This window comes from Bacillus sp. T2.9-1 (assembly GCF_950097965.1).
Lineage (GTDB): Bacteria > Bacillota > Bacilli > Bacillales > Cytobacillaceae > Niallia > Niallia hominis.
Genome location: NZ_CATNHG010000073.1, coordinates 1 through 24,685 on the forward strand (window position 1 = coordinate 1; position 24,685 = coordinate 24,685).

At 34.6% G+C, this 24,685-nt stretch carries 31 protein-coding genes and 1 pseudogene; 23 read left to right on the top strand and 9 right to left on the bottom strand.

Features of this window, described 5'->3' with window-relative positions; translation table 11 throughout:
- Window position 1 precedes the first annotated feature (1 nt).
- On the bottom strand, window positions 2-1,363 hold the full coding sequence (locus QQZ16_RS05335; protein WP_048717268.1) for an IS4 family transposase: 1,362 nt from the start codon (window positions 1,361-1,363) through the stop codon (window positions 2-4).
- A gap of 254 nt (window positions 1,364-1,617) precedes the next feature.
- On the opposite strand from QQZ16_RS05335, the gene QQZ16_RS05340 reads away from it, so the two are divergent.
- The 12 genes and pseudogenes from QQZ16_RS05340 to QQZ16_RS05395 all read left to right on the top strand — a co-directional run bounded on the left by QQZ16_RS05340 (window position 1,618) and on the right by QQZ16_RS05395 (window position 8,381).
- On the top strand, window positions 1,618-2,145 hold the full coding sequence (locus QQZ16_RS05340; protein ID WP_235249616.1) for an RNA polymerase sigma factor: 528 nt from the start codon (window positions 1,618-1,620) through the stop codon (window positions 2,143-2,145).
- Window positions 2,129-2,449: a hypothetical protein gene (locus QQZ16_RS05345; RefSeq protein WP_235249618.1), complete on the top strand. Its 321-nt coding sequence runs from the start codon at window positions 2,129-2,131 to the stop codon at window positions 2,447-2,449. Before QQZ16_RS05340 ends, QQZ16_RS05345 begins: the two co-directional genes overlap by 17 nt.
- Window positions 2,450-2,566: 117 nt before the next feature.
- A complete protein-coding gene (locus QQZ16_RS05350) occupies window positions 2,567-2,836 on the top strand; it encodes a DUF4367 domain-containing protein (RefSeq protein ID WP_328283918.1) in 270 nt (89 codons plus the stop codon).
- 102 nt (window positions 2,837-2,938) lie between these two features.
- A complete protein-coding gene (locus QQZ16_RS05355; protein WP_235249622.1) occupies window positions 2,939-3,316 on the top strand; it encodes an NUDIX hydrolase in 378 nt (125 codons plus the stop codon).
- 159 nt (window positions 3,317-3,475) lie between these two features.
- On the top strand, window positions 3,476-3,991 hold the full coding sequence (locus QQZ16_RS05360; RefSeq protein WP_235249623.1) for a GNAT family N-acetyltransferase: 516 nt from the start codon (window positions 3,476-3,478) through the stop codon (window positions 3,989-3,991).
- Window positions 3,992-4,015: 24 nt separating this feature from the next.
- Window positions 4,016-4,417, top strand: a complete 402-nt coding sequence (locus tag QQZ16_RS05365) for a GNAT family N-acetyltransferase (protein ID WP_235249637.1) — start codon at window positions 4,016-4,018, stop codon at window positions 4,415-4,417.
- Between the two features lie 237 nt (window positions 4,418-4,654).
- Window positions 4,655-5,319, top strand: a pseudogene (locus tag QQZ16_RS05370) (DUF2785 domain-containing protein).
- An 8-nt stretch (window positions 5,320-5,327) separates the two neighbouring features.
- Window positions 5,328-5,858: a DUF4269 domain-containing protein gene (locus QQZ16_RS05375; RefSeq protein ID WP_235250081.1), complete on the top strand. Its 531-nt coding sequence runs from the start codon at window positions 5,328-5,330 to the stop codon at window positions 5,856-5,858.
- A 27-nt stretch (window positions 5,859-5,885) separates the two neighbouring features.
- Window positions 5,886-6,602, top strand: coding sequence for an alpha/beta hydrolase family protein (locus QQZ16_RS05380; protein ID WP_235249645.1), 717 nt, complete (start codon window positions 5,886-5,888; stop codon window positions 6,600-6,602).
- A 19-nt stretch (window positions 6,603-6,621) separates the two neighbouring features.
- A complete protein-coding gene (locus QQZ16_RS05385) occupies window positions 6,622-7,197 on the top strand; it encodes a histidine phosphatase family protein (protein WP_235249658.1) in 576 nt (191 codons plus the stop codon).
- A gap of 16 nt (window positions 7,198-7,213) precedes the next feature.
- Window positions 7,214-7,759 (top strand): DUF402 domain-containing protein, encoded by a 546-nt coding sequence (locus tag QQZ16_RS05390; protein ID WP_235249671.1) that lies wholly within the window; start codon window positions 7,214-7,216, stop codon window positions 7,757-7,759.
- Between the two features lie 22 nt (window positions 7,760-7,781).
- Window positions 7,782-8,381 carry a hypothetical protein gene (locus QQZ16_RS05395; RefSeq protein ID WP_235249679.1) on the top strand — a complete coding sequence of 200 codons (600 nt, stop codon included), beginning with the start codon at window positions 7,782-7,784 and terminating at the stop codon, window positions 8,379-8,381.
- 60 nt (window positions 8,382-8,441) lie between these two features.
- Here the strand turns inward: QQZ16_RS05395 and QQZ16_RS05400 are convergent, their stop codons facing one another.
- Window positions 8,442-8,750: a hypothetical protein gene (locus QQZ16_RS05400; RefSeq protein ID WP_231512548.1), complete on the bottom strand. Its 309-nt coding sequence runs from the start codon at window positions 8,748-8,750 to the stop codon at window positions 8,442-8,444.
- Between the two features lie 171 nt (window positions 8,751-8,921).
- On the opposite strand from QQZ16_RS05400, the gene QQZ16_RS05405 reads away from it, so the two are divergent.
- Window positions 8,922-9,899, top strand: coding sequence for an HD domain-containing protein (locus QQZ16_RS05405; protein WP_031537301.1), 978 nt, complete (start codon window positions 8,922-8,924; stop codon window positions 9,897-9,899).
- A 41-nt stretch (window positions 9,900-9,940) separates the two neighbouring features.
- Here the strand turns inward: QQZ16_RS05405 and QQZ16_RS05410 are convergent, their stop codons facing one another.
- Both QQZ16_RS05410 and QQZ16_RS05415 read right to left on the bottom strand, forming a co-directional pair.
- Window positions 9,941-10,315 carry a ClpX C4-type zinc finger protein gene (locus tag QQZ16_RS05410; protein ID WP_031537303.1) on the bottom strand — a complete coding sequence of 125 codons (375 nt, stop codon included), beginning with the start codon at window positions 10,313-10,315 and terminating at the stop codon, window positions 9,941-9,943.
- A gap of 258 nt (window positions 10,316-10,573) precedes the next feature.
- Window positions 10,574-11,014, bottom strand: a complete 441-nt coding sequence (locus tag QQZ16_RS05415; protein WP_235249694.1) for a GNAT family N-acetyltransferase — start codon at window positions 11,012-11,014, stop codon at window positions 10,574-10,576.
- A gap of 107 nt (window positions 11,015-11,121) precedes the next feature.
- Here QQZ16_RS05415 and pdxR point away from each other — a divergent pair, with 107 nt between their 5' ends.
- Window positions 11,122-12,528 carry a MocR-like pyridoxine biosynthesis transcription factor PdxR gene (gene pdxR, locus QQZ16_RS05420; RefSeq protein WP_235249697.1) on the top strand — a complete coding sequence of 469 codons (1,407 nt, stop codon included), beginning with the start codon at window positions 11,122-11,124 and terminating at the stop codon, window positions 12,526-12,528.
- Window positions 12,529-12,620: 92 nt separating this feature from the next.
- Here the strand turns inward: pdxR and QQZ16_RS05425 are convergent, their stop codons facing one another.
- The 4 genes from QQZ16_RS05425 to mciZ form a co-directional block, all read right to left on the bottom strand.
- Window positions 12,621-13,139 carry an isochorismatase family protein gene (locus tag QQZ16_RS05425; RefSeq protein WP_235250096.1) on the bottom strand — a complete coding sequence of 173 codons (519 nt, stop codon included), beginning with the start codon at window positions 13,137-13,139 and terminating at the stop codon, window positions 12,621-12,623.
- Between the two features lie 175 nt (window positions 13,140-13,314).
- Window positions 13,315-13,551 carry a DUF3977 family protein gene (locus QQZ16_RS05430; protein ID WP_235249699.1) on the bottom strand — a complete coding sequence of 79 codons (237 nt, stop codon included), beginning with the start codon at window positions 13,549-13,551 and terminating at the stop codon, window positions 13,315-13,317.
- Window positions 13,552-13,840: 289 nt separating this feature from the next.
- Complete coding sequence (locus QQZ16_RS05435) at window positions 13,841-14,752, bottom strand: aldo/keto reductase (protein ID WP_235249707.1); 912 nt, start codon at window positions 14,750-14,752, stop codon at window positions 13,841-13,843.
- Window positions 14,753-14,823: 71 nt separating this feature from the next.
- Window positions 14,824-14,973 carry a Z-ring formation inhibitor MciZ gene (gene mciZ, locus QQZ16_RS05440; RefSeq protein ID WP_269320379.1) on the bottom strand — a complete coding sequence of 50 codons (150 nt, stop codon included), beginning with the start codon at window positions 14,971-14,973 and terminating at the stop codon, window positions 14,824-14,826.
- A gap of 79 nt (window positions 14,974-15,052) precedes the next feature.
- Between mciZ and QQZ16_RS05445 the strand changes: the two genes are divergently transcribed.
- Both QQZ16_RS05445 and QQZ16_RS05450 read left to right on the top strand, forming a co-directional pair.
- Window positions 15,053-15,601 carry an NUDIX domain-containing protein gene (locus QQZ16_RS05445; protein WP_031537314.1) on the top strand — a complete coding sequence of 183 codons (549 nt, stop codon included), beginning with the start codon at window positions 15,053-15,055 and terminating at the stop codon, window positions 15,599-15,601.
- A 2-nt stretch (window positions 15,602-15,603) separates the two neighbouring features.
- Window positions 15,604-16,770 carry an endonuclease Q family protein gene (locus tag QQZ16_RS05450; RefSeq protein ID WP_031537316.1) on the top strand — a complete coding sequence of 389 codons (1,167 nt, stop codon included), beginning with the start codon at window positions 15,604-15,606 and terminating at the stop codon, window positions 16,768-16,770.
- Window positions 16,771-17,086: 316 nt separating this feature from the next.
- Here the strand turns inward: QQZ16_RS05450 and QQZ16_RS05455 are convergent, their stop codons facing one another.
- The gene (locus QQZ16_RS05455) at window positions 17,087-17,644 is read right to left on the bottom strand and encodes a GNAT family N-acetyltransferase (protein WP_251628027.1); all 558 of its coding nucleotides are present in this window, start codon (window positions 17,642-17,644) and stop codon (window positions 17,087-17,089) included.
- 152 nt (window positions 17,645-17,796) lie between these two features.
- Here QQZ16_RS05455 and spoIIM point away from each other — a divergent pair, with 152 nt between their 5' ends.
- From spoIIM to QQZ16_RS05490, 7 genes are all read left to right on the top strand, one after another.
- The gene (spoIIM, locus tag QQZ16_RS05460) at window positions 17,797-18,465 is read left to right on the top strand and encodes a stage II sporulation protein M (protein WP_031537318.1); all 669 of its coding nucleotides are present in this window, start codon (window positions 17,797-17,799) and stop codon (window positions 18,463-18,465) included.
- A 161-nt stretch (window positions 18,466-18,626) separates the two neighbouring features.
- On the top strand, window positions 18,627-19,094 hold the full coding sequence (gene fur, locus QQZ16_RS05465; protein WP_031537320.1) for a ferric iron uptake transcriptional regulator: 468 nt from the start codon (window positions 18,627-18,629) through the stop codon (window positions 19,092-19,094).
- A 580-nt stretch (window positions 19,095-19,674) separates the two neighbouring features.
- Window positions 19,675-19,908, top strand: coding sequence for a YqzK family protein (locus QQZ16_RS05470; protein WP_235249709.1), 234 nt, complete (start codon window positions 19,675-19,677; stop codon window positions 19,906-19,908).
- Window positions 19,909-19,912: 4 nt separating this feature from the next.
- A complete protein-coding gene (gene xerD / locus QQZ16_RS05475; protein WP_235249716.1) occupies window positions 19,913-20,806 on the top strand; it encodes a site-specific tyrosine recombinase XerD in 894 nt (297 codons plus the stop codon).
- 342 nt (window positions 20,807-21,148) lie between these two features.
- On the top strand, window positions 21,149-22,333 hold the full coding sequence (gene deoB, locus QQZ16_RS05480; protein ID WP_235249725.1) for a phosphopentomutase: 1,185 nt from the start codon (window positions 21,149-21,151) through the stop codon (window positions 22,331-22,333).
- 11 nt (window positions 22,334-22,344) lie between these two features.
- Complete coding sequence (locus tag QQZ16_RS05485; RefSeq protein ID WP_235249733.1) at window positions 22,345-23,166, top strand: purine-nucleoside phosphorylase; 822 nt, start codon at window positions 22,345-22,347, stop codon at window positions 23,164-23,166.
- Window positions 23,167-23,348: 182 nt separating this feature from the next.
- A complete protein-coding gene (locus QQZ16_RS05490; RefSeq protein ID WP_235249741.1) occupies window positions 23,349-24,659 on the top strand; it encodes a pyrimidine-nucleoside phosphorylase in 1,311 nt (436 codons plus the stop codon).
- The last annotated feature ends 26 nt before the right edge of the window (window positions 24,660-24,685 follow it).

The following is a 24,685-nucleotide window of genomic DNA, read 5'->3' on the forward strand; positions in this document are numbered from 1 at the left end:
CTCAACTTTCGCAGAGTGATATCGGCAAATAAGCCTTGATATAATTAGGAAGGCCAGCGATCCACTGTTCAAGTTGACTTTGAATTATTTTTTTGATTTTCTTATTCGTTTGTTTAAGTGCATCTTGAAGAAGCTCGATCAATTGCTGTAATGCGACAGCCCAATCAAGTTCATTTACTTCATCGCATAATTCGTAAAACAGACCACCTATTGTGCGTTGATCGGTATTACAGCGATTCTGCCACGACAGAACGATAAAACGAGAAAACACAATCGTTGTATGGCAAATAAGCGCGTCATATGAACGGCTTTGGAATTCTTTTTCAAGTTTCAAAAGAGATTTGGCCGCCTTAAAGAATACCTCGATATCCCAGCGCATTCCATAGATTCGGACGATCTCCTGTTCTGAAAGAGTGCAGTCTGTGCTGAGGATGGCAAGCCAGTCGCTTTTCTTATTTCTGTTTTGAATGAATACCACTTTAATTGGTGTTCCATTAGCCATGATCGTATGGATGGAACGAAGAATTCCTTTCTTGGATTGAATGGGTCCAGCTAGGCGGTATAGTTGCTTTAAAGAAACCATCTCCCCGTTTACGTTATAACGTTGTTTTGTTTCTTTGACCATACCAATTACGTCTAATCCTTGATCCACAATAGACTTTACAAGTGGTGGCAATGTAAACCAAGAATCCATAAGGACATAACTTGCATCTATCCCATTGGCTAATGCACGTTTAATCATGTCAGGAACTTGTTCAGGCTCAGTTTGTAATGCATTTTCTCGACGCTTGTATCCACAAGTACGTTTATCAATTTTTTCAGAGATACCATTGATTTGAGACTTTTTTGAACTGACTAAAGAAAAGTCAATTGGCATAAATGTATAGCCATCTGACCAGCCCAAAGTGAGCATACGAAACCCCTTAAAGAAACGCATTTTCAGGGAAGCATGATCAAAACAACGAGCGAGAAGCTCTACCTTTTTACTACGATTTCGGTCATACGCAGAATCATCGATAATCAGTACTTTTGGACGCTCTTTATTCGTAAGGCGAGTCACCTTTTGAATAGTAAAAATGCTCAACAGTAGTAAGAAACGGCGCCAATTAAAAGTTGATTGGTTTAAAAAGCGATAGACGGCATCTTTGGCTGGAAACTGATCGGCTTTCTTTGAATCAAGAAGTGAAAACCAATTTTTGTGCTGGAAAATCAAACAGAAAACAAGCTGAAATAAGTAGGAACAGCTGAAACCGAAGGATTTTTTAATTCCTGCTTGGCGCAGGTGTTTATTCATTTCAAGCTCAGAAAAAACCGAATTAAGTTCTTTTGGTAGTTGATTGTTTTGGCTATTTTGGTCTATCATATAGGGAGCACCTCTTCTGTATGGTAGTGTTTTCTCGACAATTACACTATACCAAAGAATGAGGTGTTTTTTCATTTTATTAAACACTGTCAAGCAACATATTTAATAGACCATAGACGCAATACAACTAACGATTTGCACTTATTTTTTTGGTGCGAAAGTTGAGACTATAATAAAATTATCTTTAAAAAAAGTAAAACTTTTAAAGACTTCATCCGTCTATACATAGAACTTTTTTAAAAGGAGGGGAAAAAGTGGAGAAGGAAAAAGACAAAATTATCTTAGAATGGTATGAAAAGTTCGGGGATGCTATTTTTAAATATATCTTAATTATGATTCAAGATTATCAGCAGGCAGAAGATTTAACAAACGAGACTTTTTTTAAGGCATTTCTTCGTTTGGATACTTTTAAAGGACAAGCCAGTGAAAAAACGTGGCTTTATCGAATTGCTCATAATCTTACCGTCGATATGATTAGAAAAAAGAAGCCGTTACTACTTATAAAAGTAGCCTTTTTACTAAAAAAAGATGATTGTCCATTGCTCGATGAAATTTTACAAATGAAGGAACAATCGCTGGATCTTTATCATGTATTAAGTTCATTAAAAAAATCCTATCGAGAGGTCATAATACTAAGGAAACTGAAGGAGTTTTCTATAGAAGAAACGGCAGAAATTTTGGAATGGTCAGAAGGCAAGGTAAAATCTACTTTATTTCGGGCAATTCGTGCATTGGAGAAAGAATTAAAAAAGGAAGGTGCGTTAAATGGGAAAGTCATCTAAAGAACAGCTTGATTTTGATTTGAAAATTTTAGAAACAGATATCATTTGGGATAAGAAACGAAAACAAGCTACACGTCTAAAGCTAGAAGAGAGGATACAAGCTCATAATAAGAGACGAAATAAACTTCAGCCATTTCCTTTCGTAGCAATTTTCGTAGCATTGACTATTCTCTTTTTATTAATTCGTATGGAATCTCCATTATTACATAAATTTCAGGATATAAACGCAATGGATGAAAAAACAGCTAATCTAGAAGAATTGGTCATTTATTACAGCAAAAGAACAAAAAAAAATCGAAAATAAAAAAAGGTATTTCTATCAGAGGAAGCAGGGATTCCTTATTCTCTAAATACACTTGAATTATCTTCACTTAAGATAACTGGTGAACCGAAAATAAGTGCGACGAAGGTAAAGAATTCTATTCTAGTAAACGCAGATTTTCCATTGTCAGACGGAAGCTTTCTTTCCATACATACAGAGAAAAAACAAAAAAATATATATGGTAATGATAAAAATAGTTTTGTAAAAAAAGAGCAGAAAATAACCATTAATAAACATTTAGCAGTACTTATCCATGAGAAAAATGATCTCAAATTAATTATTCCAACAAAGAACTATCAATATACGATTACAGGTGTTGAAGATAAGCAGGATTTAATAAGCATTGCGGAAATGATTGAATTTTACTGAGTTTGTGTAAGTACACTACAATATTTGATGAGAATTTAGCTATTATAGTTTTATAATTCCATTTCACGTATATAATTGAACCAATATCATGGCGAAAAGTTAATGCGAAATAGAGGCTCAGTAGTTATTATGGAAGATAATAAGCTATGTCTTATTAAAAGAAGTAGAAATAATTCTATCTATTATGTATTTCCTGGTGGTGGTATCGAGCCAGAAGAAACGCCTAGGGAAGCAGCTAAACGTGAAGCATTTGAAGAATTAGGTGTAACCGTCCAAATAAACGAATGCTTAGCAGAAATAGAATATGAAGGAACCCAGTATTTTTTCTTAGCAGATATCGTCAGCGGCAGTATTGGAACAGGTCAGGGAGAAGAATTTACGGAAAGATCTCTAGACCGAGGAACATATTTGCCAATGTGGGTAGAAATAGATGATTTATCAGCTATTGATGTAAAACCACTATTCGTAGCTAAAAAGTGAAAGAATACTTTGATAGAAAAATCTCTTTTTAGTAAAATGGCCTTTGTTCTTGAAGGTCATTTTTAATTTCGTCGGGTATCTGAATTTTTCGAAAAAGTGAATTTCTTCTTAATGATTAATGTTATAATTTTTGAAGGTAATGAGGAGGGAAACACAGCCATGTTATTTAAAAGTTTAGGAGAAAAAGTTTATATTAAACAGCCGGAGTGGAAGGAACTAGAGTTTGTGGAATGGCTTTGGGCTGACAAAGATACCATGATGGATGTTGGAGGTACAATTGAGTTTGAGGAAAGTCGGAGAATAGGATGGTACCAACGAATGGTTCAACCAACAGATGGAACCAACTTCTACTGCTTTATTTATACTTATGAAGACATTCCAATTGGGGAAGTAAGTTTCCATCGATTTGATCATGAAAAGCACCTAGCGGAGTTAAATATAAAAATAGCTTATAAATATCGTAGAAATGGTTATGCAAAAGAGGCAATTCATTTACTTCTGGATTATTTCTTTAATGAATTTGGAGGAGAAGTGATGGCAGACCGTGTGGCTATCCATAATACTGCAGGACAACAACTATTAATAAATTATGGATTCAATCTTATTAAAGATAGTAATCAAGACATAGTTCTATTCCGGTTAAGGAAAGAAGATTTTATTAAAATTATGAACTAATATAGCAGTAGGTAGGGGAATGGCATGACAATAGAAGTGTTGACATCTGTAGAGAAATCTATAAAGGCAAGCGAAGTGTTAGAACTTTATAAAGATGCTGGATGGTGGAATGAAAGAACGGAGCAAGATATGGAAAAAATGTTATCCCAAACATTAGCAGTAGGTGCATGGGAAAATAATAAGCTCATAGGCTTTGCCAGAGCAATAACAGATGGAGTTTTTAGGGCATATATTGAGGATGTAGTGATTCATAGTTCTTTTAATAGAAACGGAATCGGAACTATGCTTATTGCTAAATTGATAGAGGAATTATCCAATATTGATGTTATTAGTTTATTTTGTGAGGAAGACTTAATTGCCTTTTACAACAAGAATGAGTTTAAAAAAAGTAAATCACAGTTTGTGATGCATAAAGTAAATAGATGAAAAGGGATTGTTACTTCCCTTGTTATTGATAGGAGTGAGAAATTGAATCTAATAGAAAATATAATTCCCATGAAGGAAAAAGAGTTGAAGAACTTTTTAGGAAATAGAAAATCTGAAGAAATAGAATGGGATGAAAAAACAAAACAGACAGTCGTAAAATCTATGCTTATACATATTGGTTCACCAGATAGCGAGCTAAGAGATAATTTGATTTATCACACCTTTTGTCAATTAATCATGGAAAATAAACTAGAAAAGCATTTTTTATGTGAAGTGTTAGAAACCTGTTTAAGTGATCAATTCTTGTTTAAAGGAATTGGTGAAAAGGATACGGATTCTGTTTTCACTCGTTCTTTTACATCATTACTAATTGCACTTATTCTTTATCAAGATAATCGCAATGATTTTTTAACAGAAGCCAAGGTTAATGAAATTAAAGATAAATTGATCAACTATGTAAACCTTGAAAAAGATGTAAGAGGATATGTGAAAGATAGAGGCTGGCTCATAGTATGGCGCATGTAGCGGATGCTTTCGATGAACTTGTCAAAAGTGAAAAAATAAATCAAAGTACATACCCGGCAATAATGCAGGCGATTTGGCAAAAAATCTATCAAACGGAAAGTGTATATATTCATGATGAGGATGAACGAATGATTGTTCCTCTTATACAAATGATAGATAACGGTTTGGAGCAGGAAGTGTTAGAAGGCTTAATAATTAATATGAAAAACGATTTACACCAGTATAGAAATCAAATAGAGGAAGAAAGTTATTGGTTTTTGGTGGCAAACTGTAAGAATTTCCTGAAAAGTTTGTTGGTAAATATGATAAATAATCCTAAGTTATCTTCTATGCAGTCAGTCGTGAGCGAAACTTTAAATGAGATATATGAAATATGAAATTTTCAATGTTTGATAAACTAGATTATTTACGAGAAGGAAATGCTAAGCAGCAACAAGCATATTCAGCATTAAAGAAATTAAAAATATACGAAATTTTACATCCTTATAAACCAATTCTTTGTGGAACCATTCCAATTGGAGTGAATATAGAGGCTTCTGATTTAGATATTATAATGGAAGTCTACGAATTTGAAAAATTCAAACAGATTGTAACTGAGAAGTTTGGTGAAATGGAGCATTTTCGCCTGAAAAGATTAATGATTAGAGAAGTGGATGTAATGAAAGCAAATTTCAATTTTGATGGCTTCGAATTCGAATTGTTCGGTCAACCAATCCCGGTAAAACAGCAATATGCATATCTCCATATGATTATTGAACACGAAATTTTAAGGATAAACCCAACTATAAAAGAAGAAATCCTTTCACTAAAGAAACAGGGCTATAAAACAGAACCAGCTTTCTGTAAGGTACTAGGGCTAAAAGGTGAACCTTATCATTCGCTGATCCAATATGGGAAAGTGAAGAGATTTATTTAAGTATAGGTAGTAAAGGAAGGTACGACAGTGGAGAGAATAGTAATCGGTGAATATAAGTTTTATCAGTCTACTAATATTATTCAAAATAAAGACAAAATTGTGATCCTATATCATGGTTGGGGTGGAACAGCGAAAGGATACATAGAGTTGGCCGAAGAGATTGCTCAAGAAGGATTTGGTGTATTAATCCCTAACATCCTTAATCATGATGAAAGATACCCTTTGGAAAATCACTTTGATTCCAACGTTACCCGAAAGTACTTTTGGAATACCGTTTTCCATACCATTAATGATTATAATGAGTTTTTAAGAGTAATAGGCGTAAAGAAAAACAGTACCATATTAGTAGGCAATTCTATGGGGGGATTTATAGCAAATGGCATTTTTGCGAAAGAGCCTGAAATAAGTGGATTAGCAAATATAAATGGATCGGGTTCATTTGTGCTTACCGAAAAAATATTTCGAATATGGGATGGTAGAGATGAGATGTCTCAAGAAGAAGAGAGTCGATTAAAGAAATATGATCCAATCGACAAAATGATTAGTCTATCTCCTATTCTTCTCATGCATGGGGATAGTGATACGATTATTCCAATCGAGGGGCAAAAAAACTATTATAAGTATATTACCAAAGAGGAAAAACGAACCAATGTGGAAATGGAAATCTTCGAAAAAGTAAATCATGAATTTACACCGAAGATGGTTCAGAAACTAATCACTTGGTTAAAGGAAATCAAAAATTAAAATGAGGGGATGGGATGGAATGGAATTATTCTTCATACGGCATGGAGAGGGAGAACACACGCTTAATCTTCCATCTAGTCTACATAAAAGAAATCCGCCACTTACAAAAAAGGGAATGGACCAAGCAAAGAAACTTAAAGATCACTTTCCTTTAAGCACTCAAGATATTGTGTTCATTAGTCCATTAGTAAGAACTATGCAAACAGCTATGCTGTGGGCTGATGGCGTCGATTGCAGAAAAATAGTAACTCCTTACGTTTCTCCAAGAATGTTCCCTCTCTTATCAAATAAGCAGACATTGCCTTGCGATGTAATGATGGAAAAGGAGAATATATTACATGCATTTCCTTCCTTTGAACTAGATGACAATCCACCAGTAGCCTTATGGAAGGAAGGATTTAACACCGCTACAGAAAGGGATTTTACAAGATACGCTGAAGAATTTTTAGCAAATTGTAGTCGATTAAAAAAAGAGAAAATCTATATTGTCTCACATGACGGCACAATAACTTCCTATCGCCAGTTAATAACGGGTAGACAATTAAGTAGAGATGATTTTCCGAAAGAGACAGGGTGGTTTCGGATAAATTGTTGATATAGGATGGGTGAGTATGCCGGTAAAAAGAAAATTCGGAAATCATAAAGGTTGGAAACGGATATTAGAAAAGCATTATGCGCAAACGTTTATAATAACGGATGAGTTTACAGGATATTTGTCCCTATTTCATTCCATAAAGGTAGCGGAATCAGTAACGAAAAGGTATAACCAGAAAGAGGTTTGTATACTTGATGATGGCTATATGTGGCTTCACCAGTATCCATTAAAGAAAAATCACTCCATCACTACTATGTTTAATAAAGATGGAGATATTGTCCAATGGTATATTGATATCTGTCTTGAACATGGAACAGAAGATAAGGTTCCTTGGATGGATGACTTGTTTTTAGATATTGTAGTATTGCCAACTAAAGAAATTTATTTACTGGATGAAGAAGAACTGGTGAATGCGTATAAAGACAATTATATTTCGAAAGAACAGTATGACTTAGCATGGAAAGAAGCGAGTGATATTTTAGAACAATTAAAACAGGATCAATTCCGCTTATTAGCATTAGCCGATCAACATAAAAAGCAGCTGGAGAAGAAGTTGAAATAATTAAATAAATCGCTCGAAAGGATTGATACCAATTATCATATCAACACTAGTATTAGGCTGGATAGGAATCGTCTTATTTGTCATCCTTGCAGTAACGTTTCCAAAGCTGGCTAAAAATAACGAATTTGGATTTATACATATTCTAATGGCATTTATGTATGCAATGTGGTTGCCTATTCCGATTACATTATATGAGATACTACATACTGATAGCCTAAAAATGGGTATGATTTTTGGGACAGTATACTTATCTATGATGATTATGACAATGAGTTTACAGACAGGTCATATAGTACATAGCGAAAAAGTAAGTCAACCGCAAGCAATAAGCAATCATCTGATGGCAACCTTATCAGGACCATTTGAATTAATGGCCAATATCCTAAAGAGTATTTGGGTAATATTTCTTGCAGTTGCGTTTTGGAAGCAGCAATATGTTATGATGGCAAATTTGATGGGAATCATTGGTATACTTATCATTTATTTTGTCCTACTTTTAATAAAAGAAAGCCTCCTTAAACCAAATAAAATTTTAAATCGGATAGCCGGAAATCCATATTTTTTTAATATAGAAGTGTTTTTTCTTTTTGTAAGTTTACTAATATTTCTCACTTTTATTTAAATCTTATAATAGAATGGAAGAAAGGTGAGAGCGGCTGAACAAAAAGTATAAATGAAATCACTAAACACCCATTAAAATTGTACCTAGTATATGGTAAAAAACAGGGAACAAGAACAATATTATATTGGCAATTATACCAACTAATGATAGTGTATCTCTATTCCGTTTATATCCTAAAAGACCGATGACTGCTCCAAATGGACACAAAAAAAGCGGCATGAGAACAGGTAATCCTTGAAGCTTATCCAACGGAATGATGTTTGTAAAAAAATTAAGAATCAATAGTCCAAGGACAATAGGAAAAAATATCGATAGTACACCTAAAAAGTTGCTTTTATTGATTTGTTTTTTTCCGAAATTCTGATGCACATTCATACTCCTTTCAGATTTAATTTTAATAAAATCACTTTTTGCAAAACATGAGAGGATTAAACTTGATATGTATACTTTACTATACATTTATTGGAAATGCATGTGGTTTTCCATTGAAATTGTGTTTTTTATAATAGGAGACAAATTTACCAAGAAGGGAGAATAGTTTTGCTAATATCCGATAAACTGTACGGAGATTTTGAGATTGAAAAAGTTTTAGAGGAATTAATAAAAAGCAAGCCAATCCAACGACTAAAAGGCATCCATCAAGGCGGAGCAAGTTATTTAGTAAATAAAAATTGGAATGTTACTAGATATGAGCACTCGATTGGCGTTATGCTATTAATCCGAAAGCTCGGAGGTTCCATGGAAGAGCAAATTGCTGGACTGTTGCATGATGTCTCCCATACAGCATTCTCCCATGTTGTTGATTTTGTCTTAGATAAACATCATGAGAATTATCATGAAGTTATTTTTCTTTCTGTTATTAAGAATTCTGAAATTCCTTCAATCTTAGAAAAATATCGATATGATTATAAAGAATTGCTAATGGATGATACCAAATGGACTATTCTAGAACAGCCAGCACCCGAATTATGTGCTGATCGTGTTGATTATACAATACGGGATATGTATACTTATGGAAAAATTTCGTTAAAGGAAGTAGAGAAATTTTTAGAAAATGTTTTAACGGTAGAAGGGAAAATGTGTTTAAGTAACGTTGATGCGGCAGAATGGTTTGTTACAACCTATTACAAAGAGGTCATCGATTTTTTTATGCATCCATTAAATATTTATGGATATGATCAGTTAACAAAAATTTTAAAAGTAGCGTTAGCTAAGAACATTATAAAGTTTTCTGATTTTCTAAGAGAAGATAGGGAGTTGATTTTTAAAATTAGTAAATCAAAGAATGGTGAGATTCAGGAGCTCTGGCATAAACTTCAATCTTCTTTGAAAGTAATAGAGGATGAAGAGGATTTTGATATCCATCTAAAGAATAAGGTTCGACTTATTGACCCATCCATTTTCTATCAAAATAAGTTAGTAAGTGCTTCAAGCCTTTCTAAAAAAATAGAAGAGATGAATAAGAATGCTTTTCAAAAAGCGAAAAAAGGAACGTATGTAAAAGTAATACAAGCTTAAGACATAGTAGTGAAAAAAGGGGACAATTGTTTCAATCGTCCCTATGAATGACTTTTAATCACTTCTGCACCAAACTCTAAACATGAGCTGCAAATAGACACATTTGGTCCAACCGCTAAATGACCAACTTCCTCTTTTGATTTTCTGCAAAAGGAACAAGTTTCCGTGTATTCAATGCTTGATGCCTGTGTAGAAGAGGAGGTAGTAGAGAGAGCACGATATAATTCATCGATTACTTTTAACTCTATGCTATCTACTTCCCCATTTATTCTCATACGTTCTGTTGTATAGGCGATCGCCATTCCTTCATAAAAGCGCTGTTTTTCGGCAGAATCACTATTTTTAGCATTTCCTTCACAAGCAGAAATTAGTTTATCTAACTCAGTAATTAAACCTTGTAAAGAATCTTTTGACATGGATTAACACCTCCTTTTTTCATGTATATTTACCATACTCGTTTATAGAATCCTAGATTTGTATATTTCTATATAAATGAAGGGAATTCCTTTAGAAAAAAGAATTATGAAATAGAAAACTTCAATAGAACCATCCACTTAATCTACAAAGAATAGAAGATATTTATGAGGGGAAATGTAGTTATTTACGAGTATTTTAAAAAGTATGGCAAAAGAGACGTTACCTTTAAAAAGTGGGAATGTCTCTTTTACTTATTGTTAAATTTTTTTCAAATAAACATAGCTTACTTTATCATATTCCATTTTTTCTTCATAAAAGCGATGGGCATCGATACGCTGTAAGCCAGAAGACAAAGACACAAGAGGATAGTCATTTTCAATGGCCCACTGATGGACATAGTCCAATAATGCTTTGCCATAACCTTTGGAACGATGGTTGCGGTCTGTTATTAATTCACAGACCCATATAAATCTGCCATTGTATAAAGTGATCATAGGCATAAATCCACATAGTGCTACGATTTCTTTCTGATTAAACAGTGCAATCAAGCGATACCCTTCTTTTTGGACAGATTCTAAAACTAATTCAAGATATGCGCTCATATCTAATTTTGTTCGCAATTGTTTCATTACAGTAAATGCTGTTTTCCATTCATCTTCTGTCTTTAACACTTTAATGGTTAATTGATTGTTTATCATGTTCATTCCTCCATTCATATCTATAATGTAATAGGATTCTGGTATAATCTAAAGTATCAGATTAGCTCTTTTTAATGGTGTCAGTGTGATTTGAGGAGGAGTGTTTTGTGCTAGAGTTAACACCAGTTTTACGGAAGGACAGTAGTAAGCCGCTTTATATCCAATTAGCAGACTTTATCAAGCATGAGATTAGAAAGAAACATATATTACCCAATGAAAAATTACCATCCAAAAGGAAGCTAGCAACACATTTGCAAATTAGTTTAAATACCGTCCAAGCAGCCTATGATCAGCTTTGTGCAGAAGGATATGTGGAAAGTAGTCCCCGCAAAGGATTATATGTGCAAACAATTGATGAAGAATATAAGAATCAGCTAGAAACGAAAGCTAGTCCTATCGTAAATAAACCTAATCAACAAAAAGTGGTGAAAATCGACTTTAACTCAGGACAAGTGGATCGTAAATATTTTCCCTATAACACATGGAGAAAGCTCTCCATGCAATCGATATATGAAGATCAAAATTTTTGGTTTTCGAACGGAGATCCACAAGGTGAGTTTAACTTAAGAGAACAGATTGCCAAGCATTTATATGCTACAAGAGGGGTAAATTGTCAACCTAATCAAATAATAATTGGTGCAGGAACGCAAGTGCTAATAGGCTTAATTAGTTTATTGTTAGGAAGGGATAAATCATATGGGCTTGAAAATCCAGGCTATCACCGAATTAGAGTGGTATTACAAGATATGGGGATAGAAACACTACCTATTCCTGTCGATGAGAATGGAATGGATGTATCTCTACTGAATAAGAGTAAAGCAAATGTCGCATATGTAACCCCATCTCATCAATTTCCATACGGGATGATTATGCCAATTGCACGAAGATTGGAATTGGTTAACTGGGCAGAAGAAAATAATGGGTTTATAATAGAAGATGATTATGACGGCGAATATCGCTATAAAGGAAAACCAATTCCTGCACTTCAAGGATTAGCAAAAAATAGTCAAATTATATATTTGGGCACCTTCTCGAAATCATTAATTCCCTCCCTTCGAATAAGCTATGCGGTTCTCCCAATGCAATTATACAGTACATATATGAAACAGTTCACTGTCTATAAGCAGACCGTATCACGGATGCATCAAGATACATTGTACCGCTTTATAAAAGGAGGACATTGGAACAGTCACTTAAATAAAATGAGAACACTGTACAGGAAAAAACGGCAAGCACTACTCCAAGCCATCCACCGACATTTAGACAGAAATGTAGAAGTGATTGGAGAAAATGCTGGACTTCATATTGTTTTAGAAGTGAAACGTGATTTAAGTGAAAAGCGATTAGTCGAAAAGGCAATGGAATTTGGAGTGAAAGTATACCCTGTTTCTACGTACTATTTTCAAAATGAATATTCAGGGAATCCAAAAGTGATTCTTGGATATGGTGGATTGACGGAAACAGAGATAGAAAGAGGGGTGGAACTGTTAAAAGAAGCTTGGGAGTTAGAGTGAAAATAATAATAAAGAAAAGTCACAATGACAAATGCCGCTGCTCGAATCGCTTTTGTCATTGTGACTTTTTTCGCTTGCTCTTTACATAAAACTTATCGGTAACTATCATGCATGGGTGAAAATAAATCTTCCTCTGCTTCGCGCACTATCGAAAAATGATCGACATTATAGTGACCGTGTAATATTTTATTGTGATGTTGAATAATTTTTTCAGCAGAAAGAACGGTTGAATCGGTTGTTGAATGCCCATCTCCAACTAGCGTTACATCCATATTATTTACAGTTGCTGTCCGTACCGCTGTATCAATACAATAGGGTGTTTCGCAACCCATAATGACAAGATGTTGAATGTCTTTTGACTGTAAATACTCTAGTAATCCTGTTCCATAGAATGCATTTGTAGCATATTTATCAAAGATTTTTGCTTCAACAGGAACTTTCAAATCGGAATGAATTTGAAACCCAGGTCCTTCGCCTCCCGCAACATCTTTATCTCTTACAAACATAACTTCAACATTTAATTGGATAGCCTTTTCAATAACGAGATTAATAGTATCTAATAAACCTGTTTTATTATAAATCTTATTTGTTTCCGTATTCCCATCTACCAGTTATTGCTGAACATCAATAATTAATAAAGCTTGATTCATTGAAAGACTCCTTTATAAAAGTAATGTAGGTAATTTAATTACAGTTTAATTACTAGATAAGTATTCGTTACGATTAATTGATTTTCCTCTTTTTAGAAGGCTAGAGATGGAAGAGTAAAGGAGTAATAGTGAAATGCTATAAGCTTTTTATACCTAGAATGAATTTATAAGCATTTCGTTCTTTTTTTCGTTTTTTAACCCCTTCTTTTGAATCGATAATAATGACCGTTTTTCTAATCCAGACTCTAGTATAAAGAGAGTGAAATTTAATAGGTCTCTTTATTCCTTTTTCTTCAAACTCTGTCCCATCTTGTAATTCTGTTTCTGTACGAATAAGCCATTTGTTGCCAATACCAAATTCTATGTATTTCAAAGAGTTTCCTCGTTTCTATTATTCTTGTAAAATAAAGGATTTTATTTGGACGCGTATACTATTTATCTAAAAAGAGTGGGTGGGAATTTTTGTTCATAAGCAAATTGAAAACCACATTTCAAGAAGAATGGAGCAAAAGTAGAGTTCATAAGCAAGATGAAAACCACATTTCAAAAAAATGCAAGAAAAAGTGGCTTTCATCCAAAAAACGAAAACCACTTTTCTATAATGAAGAGAAAAATTTTCCAAATCATTCAAGAACCAAGCTTAAAAGTAAATTTACATCCTATTAACGATGTGCCTTATAAACCGATGCTTTCGAAATTTCTTTAATAAATGCTATTTCCTCTGCTGTTAAAGGTGCACTGTTCACGGCATTTGCATTGGCACGTAGTTGTTCTGCTGAGCTTGCACCTGCAATGATGCTAGCTACAGGGGTTTGAGCCAAGTTATATTGAATAGCAGCTTCCGTTAATGTGCGATTATCTGCAAATTTTTGTTCTAAATTTTGAAGTAATTTTGCAAGTTCCTCACCAGAATAATCTAAATAGCCTTTTTCTGTTAGCTTTTCACGGTACTTAGGGCTTAAAAGACCTTTTGCAACAGGGCCGCGGGTAACGACACTAATATTGTTTTCTGCAAGTAATGGTAGTGCTTCCTCTTCTGGACGTCTGTCTAATATACTATATTGCATCATGACAGAAACAATAGAGGAACGCTTCACATATTCGCGAATGACATTTGGGCGAATGGAAGAAATGCCGTAATAAAGAATCACGCCTTCTTCCTTTAATTCTTCAAATGCCTCAATCGTTTCTTCAATCGGATCTTCCATCATCCCGCCGTGTAGTTGATATAAATCAATATAATCTGTGCCTAGTCGTTTTAGGCTGTGTTTAACTTGTTCTTTAATATAGGCCTTACTTGCATCCCAAGACCATCCATCTTTTCCCTCTTCCCACTTATTTCCTACCTTTGTTGCAATAATGACATCTTCTCGATTATTTTTGAAAAAACGACCTAGTAATTGCTCATTTTTCCCCTGATCATATAAATCTGCTGTATCAAAATAATTTATTCCTTCTTCTAATGCTGCTTCTAAAATCGGAAAGGCAGTCTTTTCTTCGGTCCCAAGACTCATGCATCCAAGTCCTAGTTTTGATACATATAAGTTAGAACTACCTAATTGTGACTTTTGCAAATTCGAACACCTCTTTACCTAAGATATCTCTTATTGTACGAAAAATGGTATTTATTCACAAAGAAATCGGCTTATTTTTTTGAAGGATTCGAATTAGCATTCACCCAATCCTTCACATAGGTGTATTCTTTTTGATACTTTTTAAGCATATAACGGATTTCCCGTGGTTTTCCAGTTAAAACAACCCCTTTTTCTCGTAAATATATCTTCAGCGTCCCCACAATCCTTTCTTAAAAACCGAAATAAAGTATAATAATCTATATGTTAGGATCTTTGTTTAATAGAACAGGAGTGTGTCAAATGAGTTCATTGGAAGAAAAAACAGTAAAAACAGAGCATATTTTTAGTGGAAGAATAATTCAAGTTCAAGTGGATGAAGTAGAATTGCCTAATGGAAAAACCTCTACACGAGAATTAGTAAAGCACCCAGGTGCAGTAGCAGTAATTGCCATAACGGACGATAACAAGCTAGTTATGGTAGAACAATATCGAAAGCCGCTTGAAAAAGTAATCGTAGAAATCCCTGCCGGAAAATTAGAAAAGGGCGAAGACCCAGCTTTATGTGCAAGAAGAGAATTAGAAGAAGAAACGGGATATGATTGTGAATCTCTAGAATTGGTAAGTTCTTTTTATACTTCACCAGGATTTGCTGATGAAATCATCCATGTATATGTGGCAAAAGGATTAACCAAAAAAGAAGATGCCGCAGGACTAGATGAAGATGAGTTTGTAAATGTATTAGAAATTACGCTAGAGGAAGCATTACAATTTATGGAAGAACAACGCATTTTTGATGCGAAAACAATTTTTGGGATACAATATTTACAAATTGCTAACCTAAAGGAGTAAAAATGAAGTCTTTTTACACGGATTTACATATCCATATTGGGAGAACCAAAAGTGGAAAGCCGGTGAAAATCACAGCTTCCAGAAACCTTACCTTGCCTGCTGTCATTGAATATGCTAGCAAACAAAAGGGTCTTGATATGATTGGAATTATAGATTGTCATTCCCCTGAAGTGATAATGGAAATGGAAGAGTTGATAGAGCAGGGGAAGATGATAGAATTGCCTAGCGGTGGGGTTAAGATGGAAGGGATAACGATTATTCTAGGGTCAGAGCTGGAAATATACGATTCTTCCTGTAAGGGGCCGATTCATGTGTTATCCTATCTGCCGACTTTAGCTAAAATGAAGGAATTTTCCAATTGGATTTCTAATCATATGAAAAATGTGACTTTAAGCTCGCAAAGGCTTTATATAACTGGGAAAGAATTGCAGCATAAAGTAAAGGAATTAAATGGGCTTTTCATACCAGCACATATTTTTACACCATTCAAAAGTTTATATGGAAGTGGTGTTTATCGTTCCTATAAGGAAGTTTTGGATGAGAAATTGATTGATGGCATGGAACTAGGATTGAGCTCTGATACGGATATGGCTGATCAAATTTCAGAATTACATGCCTTTTCTTTTATAACCAATTCTGATGCCCATTCTTTAGGAAAAATTGCTCGAGAATATCAAATTATGGAAATGGAGGAAGCATCTTTTGCAGAATTTGCAAAAGTTCTGCATCAGGTAGAAGGAAGAAGAATCATTGCCAATTATGGGCTAGACCCAAAATTAGGTAAATATCATGAAACGGTTTGTATGAAATGCTATGCCCCTTTTTCAGAAACGACTGGTATATGCAAAGAATGCGGAAGTCATAAATGGGTAAAAGGGGTAGCAGCAAGGATTACCGATTTAAAGGATGCTACTTCAACAGCTAATAGACCACCCTATATTCACCAAATACCGCTAGAATACATTCCTGGCTTAGGGAAAAAAACACTGCAAACATTACTTGATTATTTTTCAACCGAAATGCAAATAATCCATGAAGCTCCCTACGATAAGTTAGTGGAAATCATTCCAAAGAAGGTGGCGGATTATGTAGTTGCAGCGAGAACGGGAATGTTAAATCTGCAAGTAGGTGGTGGCGGTAAATACGGAAAGGTTAGGGTAGATAAGTAATAGTACAAAAAAATCCCACACTAAAATTGAGGCCACTGAAAAAGTCTAGTTCTCCAAATAAAATGAGGTTTTATTTATTTGAAAGCGAATAATAAGTTGGTTTGGAGAGGTGTCCGCTTGACTCCTATGGGAGTAGCGAGAAAGTCCGAGACCCTGCAGGAGCGTAGCGACGAAGCGGCTCGGCGCTCGCCCCATGGAAAGCAAGTGGTCACCTCGGAAAATAATTTACACATCTAAGTTTAAAAGGCGGTTACGACCAAGCATCAATAGCTATCAGTTTTTCAGTGGCCTCCTAAAATTTGTGGGTTTTTTTGCATTATGTCAACGAATAAAGACAGATATCTCTTAGTTCCTCTGTATCGGCACTAAGGGTTTCATTTTTCAATAGACCATCCAATGAGAAGCCGAGTTTTTCTGGAATAGCACGACTTTTCCTATTTGTGGATTCAACACGTATCTCAATACGATTTGCGTGCAGTGTTTCTTTTGCAAGCTTTATTAAAGCTCTGGTGCTTTCTGTAATATAGCCATTTCCAGTGTGGACAGAATTGCACCAATACCCAATTTCAAACACGCGGACTTTCCAATCGATGGAATGTAGACCAGTTGAACCTATAAACTCTTTTGTATCTTTTAAATAAATATGTAATCGTAAATCTTCTCTTAAAATATATTTAGCATACGATTCTCGTACACCTGCTTCCACCTCTTCTAGTGTTTGCTCTTTATTAGCAAAAGCCATCCAAGGCTTAAGGGCATTTTTTGACCGTTGGATGCTCTCATATACATCCTTGCCATCTCCAGGCATACATGGACGCAATACTAATCTTTCTGTTTCGATTTTTTCTGGCAAATCTATTAAAATCGGTTTCAATTCTCTCACCTCAAAATTAATCTACCATATCTTTTTGTAAAATAACATAATTATTAGATGATTTGCTCTTTTTGATTAATAATAGATTTCTAGTCATATGCCTATCTTTCGTGCATAAACATAAATTAACAGACTTGGCGGGAGGAAAGGCAATGAAAAAGAAAAAATATCAGAATATCCTAGCGACTCATATACGTGAGCATTCCTCAATTTATTTATTTATCATTGTATTATTTTTAATGGGGGTAATTTTTGGTGCAATAGTAGTAAATAGTTTGTCTCTCTCCCAAAAGGAAGATCTCTACTACTATTTAACACAATTTTTTGGACAGGTTTCCAATGGACAAGTCGCGGAAAGCAAAGATTTGTTTTTTCAAAGCTTCTCGCATAACAGTAAATATATCGGCTTTATTTGGCTGCTTGGCATCTCTATTATAGGATTGCCCATTATTTTAATTCTATTATTTATAAAAGGAATGGTTGTTGGCTTTACAGTTGGTTTTTTAGTTAACCAAATGGGATGGCATGGCTTTTTACTATCATTTGTGTCGGTTTTGCCACAAAACCTAATTGTTATTCCAATTTTTATAATTTCTGCTACACTATCAGTAGCGTTCTCTTTTAAAATGATTCGCCAGCAATTCATGAAGAAAAAGGGGGAACCAATGCTGCCACTGTTTGCTAGATATACTTTTCTGCTAATGATAGCCTTTGTTATTATCGGGATTGCGGCAGCAGTTGAGGCATATATTTCGCCAATATTAATGAAAGCAGTTATTAATATGGTACAATCTATTATTATCATGTTGCCATTTATATAAAGAGAGAATCTAAAACTTTCCTTTCGAATGGTTAAAACAGAGATAATACTCATTATAATTTAAGAATTATTATTAAATGTTATTTATAATAATTTTTATTAGGATTCTATTCCTACTTCTGTTATAATGAGATGGACAGTGGCTAGGGAGGGACTTTCGGAATGGAAAGTAGATTAGATAGAATAAAAAAACTGTTGCATTCTTCGAGCTATAAATTAACTCCCCAAAGGGAAGCGACAGTAAGAGTATTATTAGAAAATGAAGAAGACCATCTTAGTGCAGAAGATGTATACTTACTCGTAAAAGAGAAATCTCCTGAAATTGGATTGGCAACCGTATATCGTACACTAGAACTATTAACGGAATTGAAAATTGTTGATAAAATAAATTTTGGTGACGGCGTTTCTAGATATGACTTGAGACAAGAAGGCGCAGCTCACTTTCATCACCATTTAGTATGCATTGAATGTGGAGCAGTTGATGAAATTCAAGAAGATTTACTAGGAGATGTAGAGAAATTAGTAGAGCGTGACTGGAATTTTAAAATTAAAGATCACCGTCTAACATTTCATGGTATTTGCCATCGTTGCACGGGAAAAAGTGAGGAAGTTTCATCCTCCGCAGAATAAACCTTTTCAAATGAGAAGGTTTTTTATTTTGCTTTAAATCAAGCTACTATAAATAAATATGGATATCTAATAAAATATACGATTAGAGAAAGAGCACAGTAACCAATAAAGTAATTGTTATCCTAAATTTTTGGGCGTTTCTACATACAAGGACATGATGTATCCACAGTTCCCACAATATTCTGCTGATATTGGTGAAGGTTTCTGACTAAGGTTTTTTTCGGGATACATATGCTTGCCCAACCGATGCTGCCATTACACCCTTTTTAATTTCTTCACTATTGCATTTCGGACATATAGTATTCTTCATTAGTAAACTCCTCCATATTTGTGTTCTTTCTTAGCAAAATCTATTTATTTTTATTATAGCATGCATATGGATTCCTAAAAGGAAGAGTATACATTCAGTTTTATTGTCTTAATCATTTTGAACTTCTATTAAAGATTTCAAGAATTATTTGAGCGATTAACACTTTCATTTATATTTATATCCATTATAATAAGAATAATAAGTTCATTAGGTATATTAATTGTCCAACCTGGCATAGCTTGTATTAGAGAAGCTATGGAGGGATTTTGGATGAGAAGATGGACAAAAGCAATGATGAATACATTAAAAGTGTTTATCCTGTTCACAGGGTGTACGATACTTTTTTATTATGCAATCGTATGGTTTAATCAAGAATATCAACAGTTTCATCGTTATGACGAGCCATCGGGTTCAGCCATTAAGGTGAATGCAGATAATAGTCCAGAAACAGAAAAAAATTCATGGAGGGATCGAATATTCCTGTTTTATTTAAATGGGGAGTAATTCTATGGAAGATCAATTAAAAGATTTTATGCATTATTTATTAGTCGAAAAGGGATTGGCGAGTAATACGCTTGTATCATATGAAAGAGATTTAAAAAGTTATATGAAATATATGAAAAATGTGGAGAAATGTGATTTAACAGAAATACAGCGTTCGCATATCATTCGCTTTTTAGGATTCTTAAAGGATCAAGGAAAGTCATCTAAAACAATTGCTCGTCATATTGCATCCATTCGTGCGTTTCATCAATTCTTATTTCGCGATCGAGTGCTGGATGAAGATCCGACCGTACATATTGAAACGCCACAGGCTGAAAGAACATTACCAAAAGTTTTGTCCATGGAGGAAGTCGAAGCACTCCTCGATTTCGAACATAAAAAGGATCATTATGGGATTAGGGATAAGGCAATGCTAGAGCTCCTCTATGCAACAGGAATTCGTGTGAGTGAGTTAATTAATTTAAATATTGATGATGCTCATCTTACAATGGGGTTTATCCGCTGTATCGGAAAAGGGAACAAAGAAAGAATTATACCAATTGGCGGAGCGGCAACAAGAGCATTAGAGTTATATTTAAATGAAGCAAGACCTTCTTTTTTACAACATAAAAAATCGGCGGAAAATTCCTTGTTTTTAAACCATCATGGGAATAGATTAACGAGACAAGGATTTTGGAAAATCTTAAAACGGTTAGGCAAGGAAGCACATATTGAGAAAGAAATAACCCCACACACATTAAGACATTCCTTTGCAACACATCTTTTGGAGAATGGTGCAGATTTAAGAGCTGTTCAGGAAATGCTTGGTCATGCTGATATTTCGACAACACAGATTTATACACATGTAACAAAAACTAGATTGAAGGATGTATATAGTCAATTTCATCCAAGAGCATAGAGCACTGTTAGCCTCAAATACAGTGTTCTTTTTGTTTTTGCCTTCTGTAAAAAAATCTTAAAAATAAACGGAATAATTCCGTTTATATCCGCCGCTTAAGCTCACTTTGTATACACATTCTACTAGAAAACCAACAACGAATAATTACAGAGACAAATTTGTGATAGAAAGGGATAATAAAAAGGGAAGTGAGAAACGATTTAATTATCCCTCAAAATTAATGGAAAACATTGCTGAAAAAGATGTCAGACTTCTGACGATATGCTATAATTTTTATGGTTAATAAAGATACATACAGTAGGGCAAAATAGGATGATTGAAATGGAAAAAAGGAGGATAAAAATGTCTACATATAAATATAATCGCGTTTTCCTCGTTGTAATGGATTCAGTTGGAATAGGTGAAGCGCCTGATGCAAATAAATTTAATGACTTAGGTGCACATACTTTAGGTCATATTGCTGAAAAAATGAACGGACTAAATATGCCGAACATGGCAAAACTGGGTCTGAGTAATATTGAAAAAATAGCTGGTGTAGATGCAGCTGAAAAACCGCTTGCATATTATACAAAAATGCAGGAAGCATCGAATGGAAAAGATACAATGACGGGTCATTGGGAAATAATGGGTCTTAATATTGAAACACCATTCCGTGTATTCCCGGAAGGCTTTCCAGATGAATTGCTAAATGAAATCGAAGCAAAATCAGGAAGAAAAATAATCGGCAATAAACCAGCAAGTGGAACAGAAATTTTGGACGAATTAGGTGAAGAGCATATGAAAACAGGTGCTTTAATTGTTTACACTTCAGCAGATTCCGTCCTTCAAATTGCTGCTCATGAAGAGGTTGTGCCATTAGATGAGTTATATCGAATTTGTGAATTAGCAAGAGAATTGACGCTAGACGAGAAATATATGGTTGGACGTATTATTGCTAGACCGTTCTTAGGAGAGCCTGGAAACTTTAAACGGACTGCAAATCGTCATGATTATGCATTAAAACCATTTGATCGTACAGTAATGAATGAATTAAAAGATAATCATATCGAAAGCATTGCAATCGGGAAAATCTCTGATATTTATGATGGTGAAGGGGTTACAAAGTCTTTACGAACAGTTTCAAATATGGATGGAATGGACAAGCTTGTAGATACCTTGAAAATGGATTTTACTGGTCTAAGCTTCTTGAACTTAGTAGATTTTGATGCTTTATTTGGACATAGAAGAGATCCGATTGGTTATGGAAAAGCTCTAGAAGAATATGATGCTAGACTTCCAGAAGTATTTAAACTACTGAAGGATGATGATTTATTAATTATTACGGCAGACCATGGAAATGATCCGATTCATCATGGAACAGACCATACAAGAGAATATGTGCCACTACTAGTGTATAGTAAAGCATTAAAAGAACCGAAGGAATTGCCACTTCGTCAAACATTTGCTGATATTGGCGCAACGGTTGCGGAAAACTTTGACGTTAAACTGCCTAAATATGGAACAAGTTTCTTAAATGACTTAATATAAGGGGAATAATAATGAATTTTACAATGATTAAACAGTCAGCAGATTTCTTAAAACAAAAATATGCAAATACGCCTAAAATTGGCTTAATTCTTGGCTCTGGATTAGGTGTTTTGGCAGAGGAAATTGAAAATCCAGTAAAAATTCCGTATGAAGATATACCGGAATTTCCAGTTTCTACAGTGGAAGGACATGCAGGTCAACTTGTATTTGGCACGATTAATGGAACAGAAGTAGTAGCAATGCAAGGGCGTTTCCATTTCTATGAGGGTTATTCTTTTGATAAAGTAACTTTCCCAGTTCGAGTAATGAAAGAACTAGGCGTGGAAAAATTAATTGTTACAAACGCAGCGGGTGGAGTGAATGAAAACTTTGCACCAGGTGACTTAATGCTAATCTCTGATCATATTAATAATATGGGAACAAACCCATTAATCGGTTCAAATGACAGTAAGTTAGGCGTACGATTCCCTGATATGTCAGAAGCATATTGTAATAATCTTCGTGAAATAGCACGCAATGTCGCAAGTAAGATTAGTCTTAAGGTGCAAGAAGGTGTCTATGTTGGAAATACTGGACCATCTTATGAGACACCAGCTGAAGTAAGAATGCTTCGCGTATTAGGTGGAGATGCAGTCGGCATGTCTACTGTACCAGAAGTAATTGTTGCTCGTCATGCAGGTCTGAAAGTATTAGGTATTTCTTGTATTTCGAATATGGCAGCTGGTATTCTTGATCAACCTCTAAATCACGAGGAAGTAATCGAAACAACGGAGAAAGTTAAAGCAAACTTTCTTCAATATGTAAAAGAATTGATTAAAGAAATCGGTGCATAACGAACTAAGTTAAATGAGAGAGTTACCATTTGAGCAATACTGATTTATGTGGTAGCTCTTTAGTTATTAAAACATTTTACACCGTTTACAAAAATCAAATCCTTTGACGGTTAGTTCATGTGACTTTAATTTTTGCAATGTTAAGAAGAATGATTTCAATACATAATGAAGGAGATTCAATTATGGCATTAAGAATGGTCGACTTAATCGAAAAGAAAAGAGACGGATTAGAATTAACGAAGGAAGAAATAGCGTTTATCATCAATGGGTATACAGAGGGGGAAATACCAGATTATCAAATGAGTGCTTTTGCAATGGCGGTATTTTTTCAAGATATGACAGAAGCAGAACGTGCAGAGCTGACTTTGGCGATGGTGCATTCAGGCGATGTCATCGATCTATCTGCTATTGAAGGTATTAAAGTAGATAAACACTCTACAGGAGGAGTTGGCGATACAACAACTTTAGTATTAGGTCCGCTAGTTGCTGCTGTAGGTGTTCCAGTGGCAAAAATGAGTGGAAGAGGACTAGGTCATACTGGTGGTACAATCGATAAATTAGAATCCGTAAAAGGATTTCATGTCGAAATAGAAAAAGAAGCATTTATTGACTTAGTAAATAAAAATAAATTGGCTGTTATTGGACAAAGCGGTAACCTCACCCCAGCTGATAAAAAATTATATGCATTAAGAGATGTAACAGCGACCGTTAATAGTATTCCTTTAATTGCGAGCAGTATCATGAGTAAGAAAATTGCGGCAGGTGCGGATGCTATTTGCTTAGATGTTAAAACAGGTGCTGGAGCATTTATGAAAACACTAGATGCCTCAAGAGAGCTTGCAGAAGCTATGGTTAGAATAGGGAATAATGTTGGTAGAAAAACAATGGCTGTGATTTCTGATATGAGTCAGCCTCTAGGATATGCAATAGGTAATGCCTTAGAAGTAAAAGAGGCAATTGATACATTAATTGGTAATGGCCCAGAAGATTTGACAGAATTATGCTTAACTTTAGGAAGCCACATGGTGTACTTAGCGGGAAAAGCAGAGTCTACAGATAAAGCGAGAGAAATGCTGCAAGAGGTAATCGATAATGGCAAAGCCCTTGAAACATTTAAACTTTTCTTAAGTTCCCAAGGTGGCGATGCTTCTGTTGTTGATCAAACAGATTTATTACCAAAGGCTAAATATATAATCGAGCTCCCAGCAAAAGAAACTGGCTATGTCGCAGAAATAACTGCTGACAGCATTGGAACAGCTGCTATGCTGTTAGGTGCAGGCAGAGCAACAAAAGAGTCAGAAATTGACCTTGCAGTAGGTTTAGTTTTACGGAAGAAAATCGGTGAAAAAGTCGAAGCAGGCGAATCACTTGTAACGATTTATAGTAATACAAAAGATATTGACGATGTAACAAAAAAATTGTATGAAAATATTAAGCTTTCAGCAAATGAAGTGAAGGCTCCTACTTTAATTTATGAAGTAATTACAGAATAATAAGACAAGAAAAAGACCCACAAATT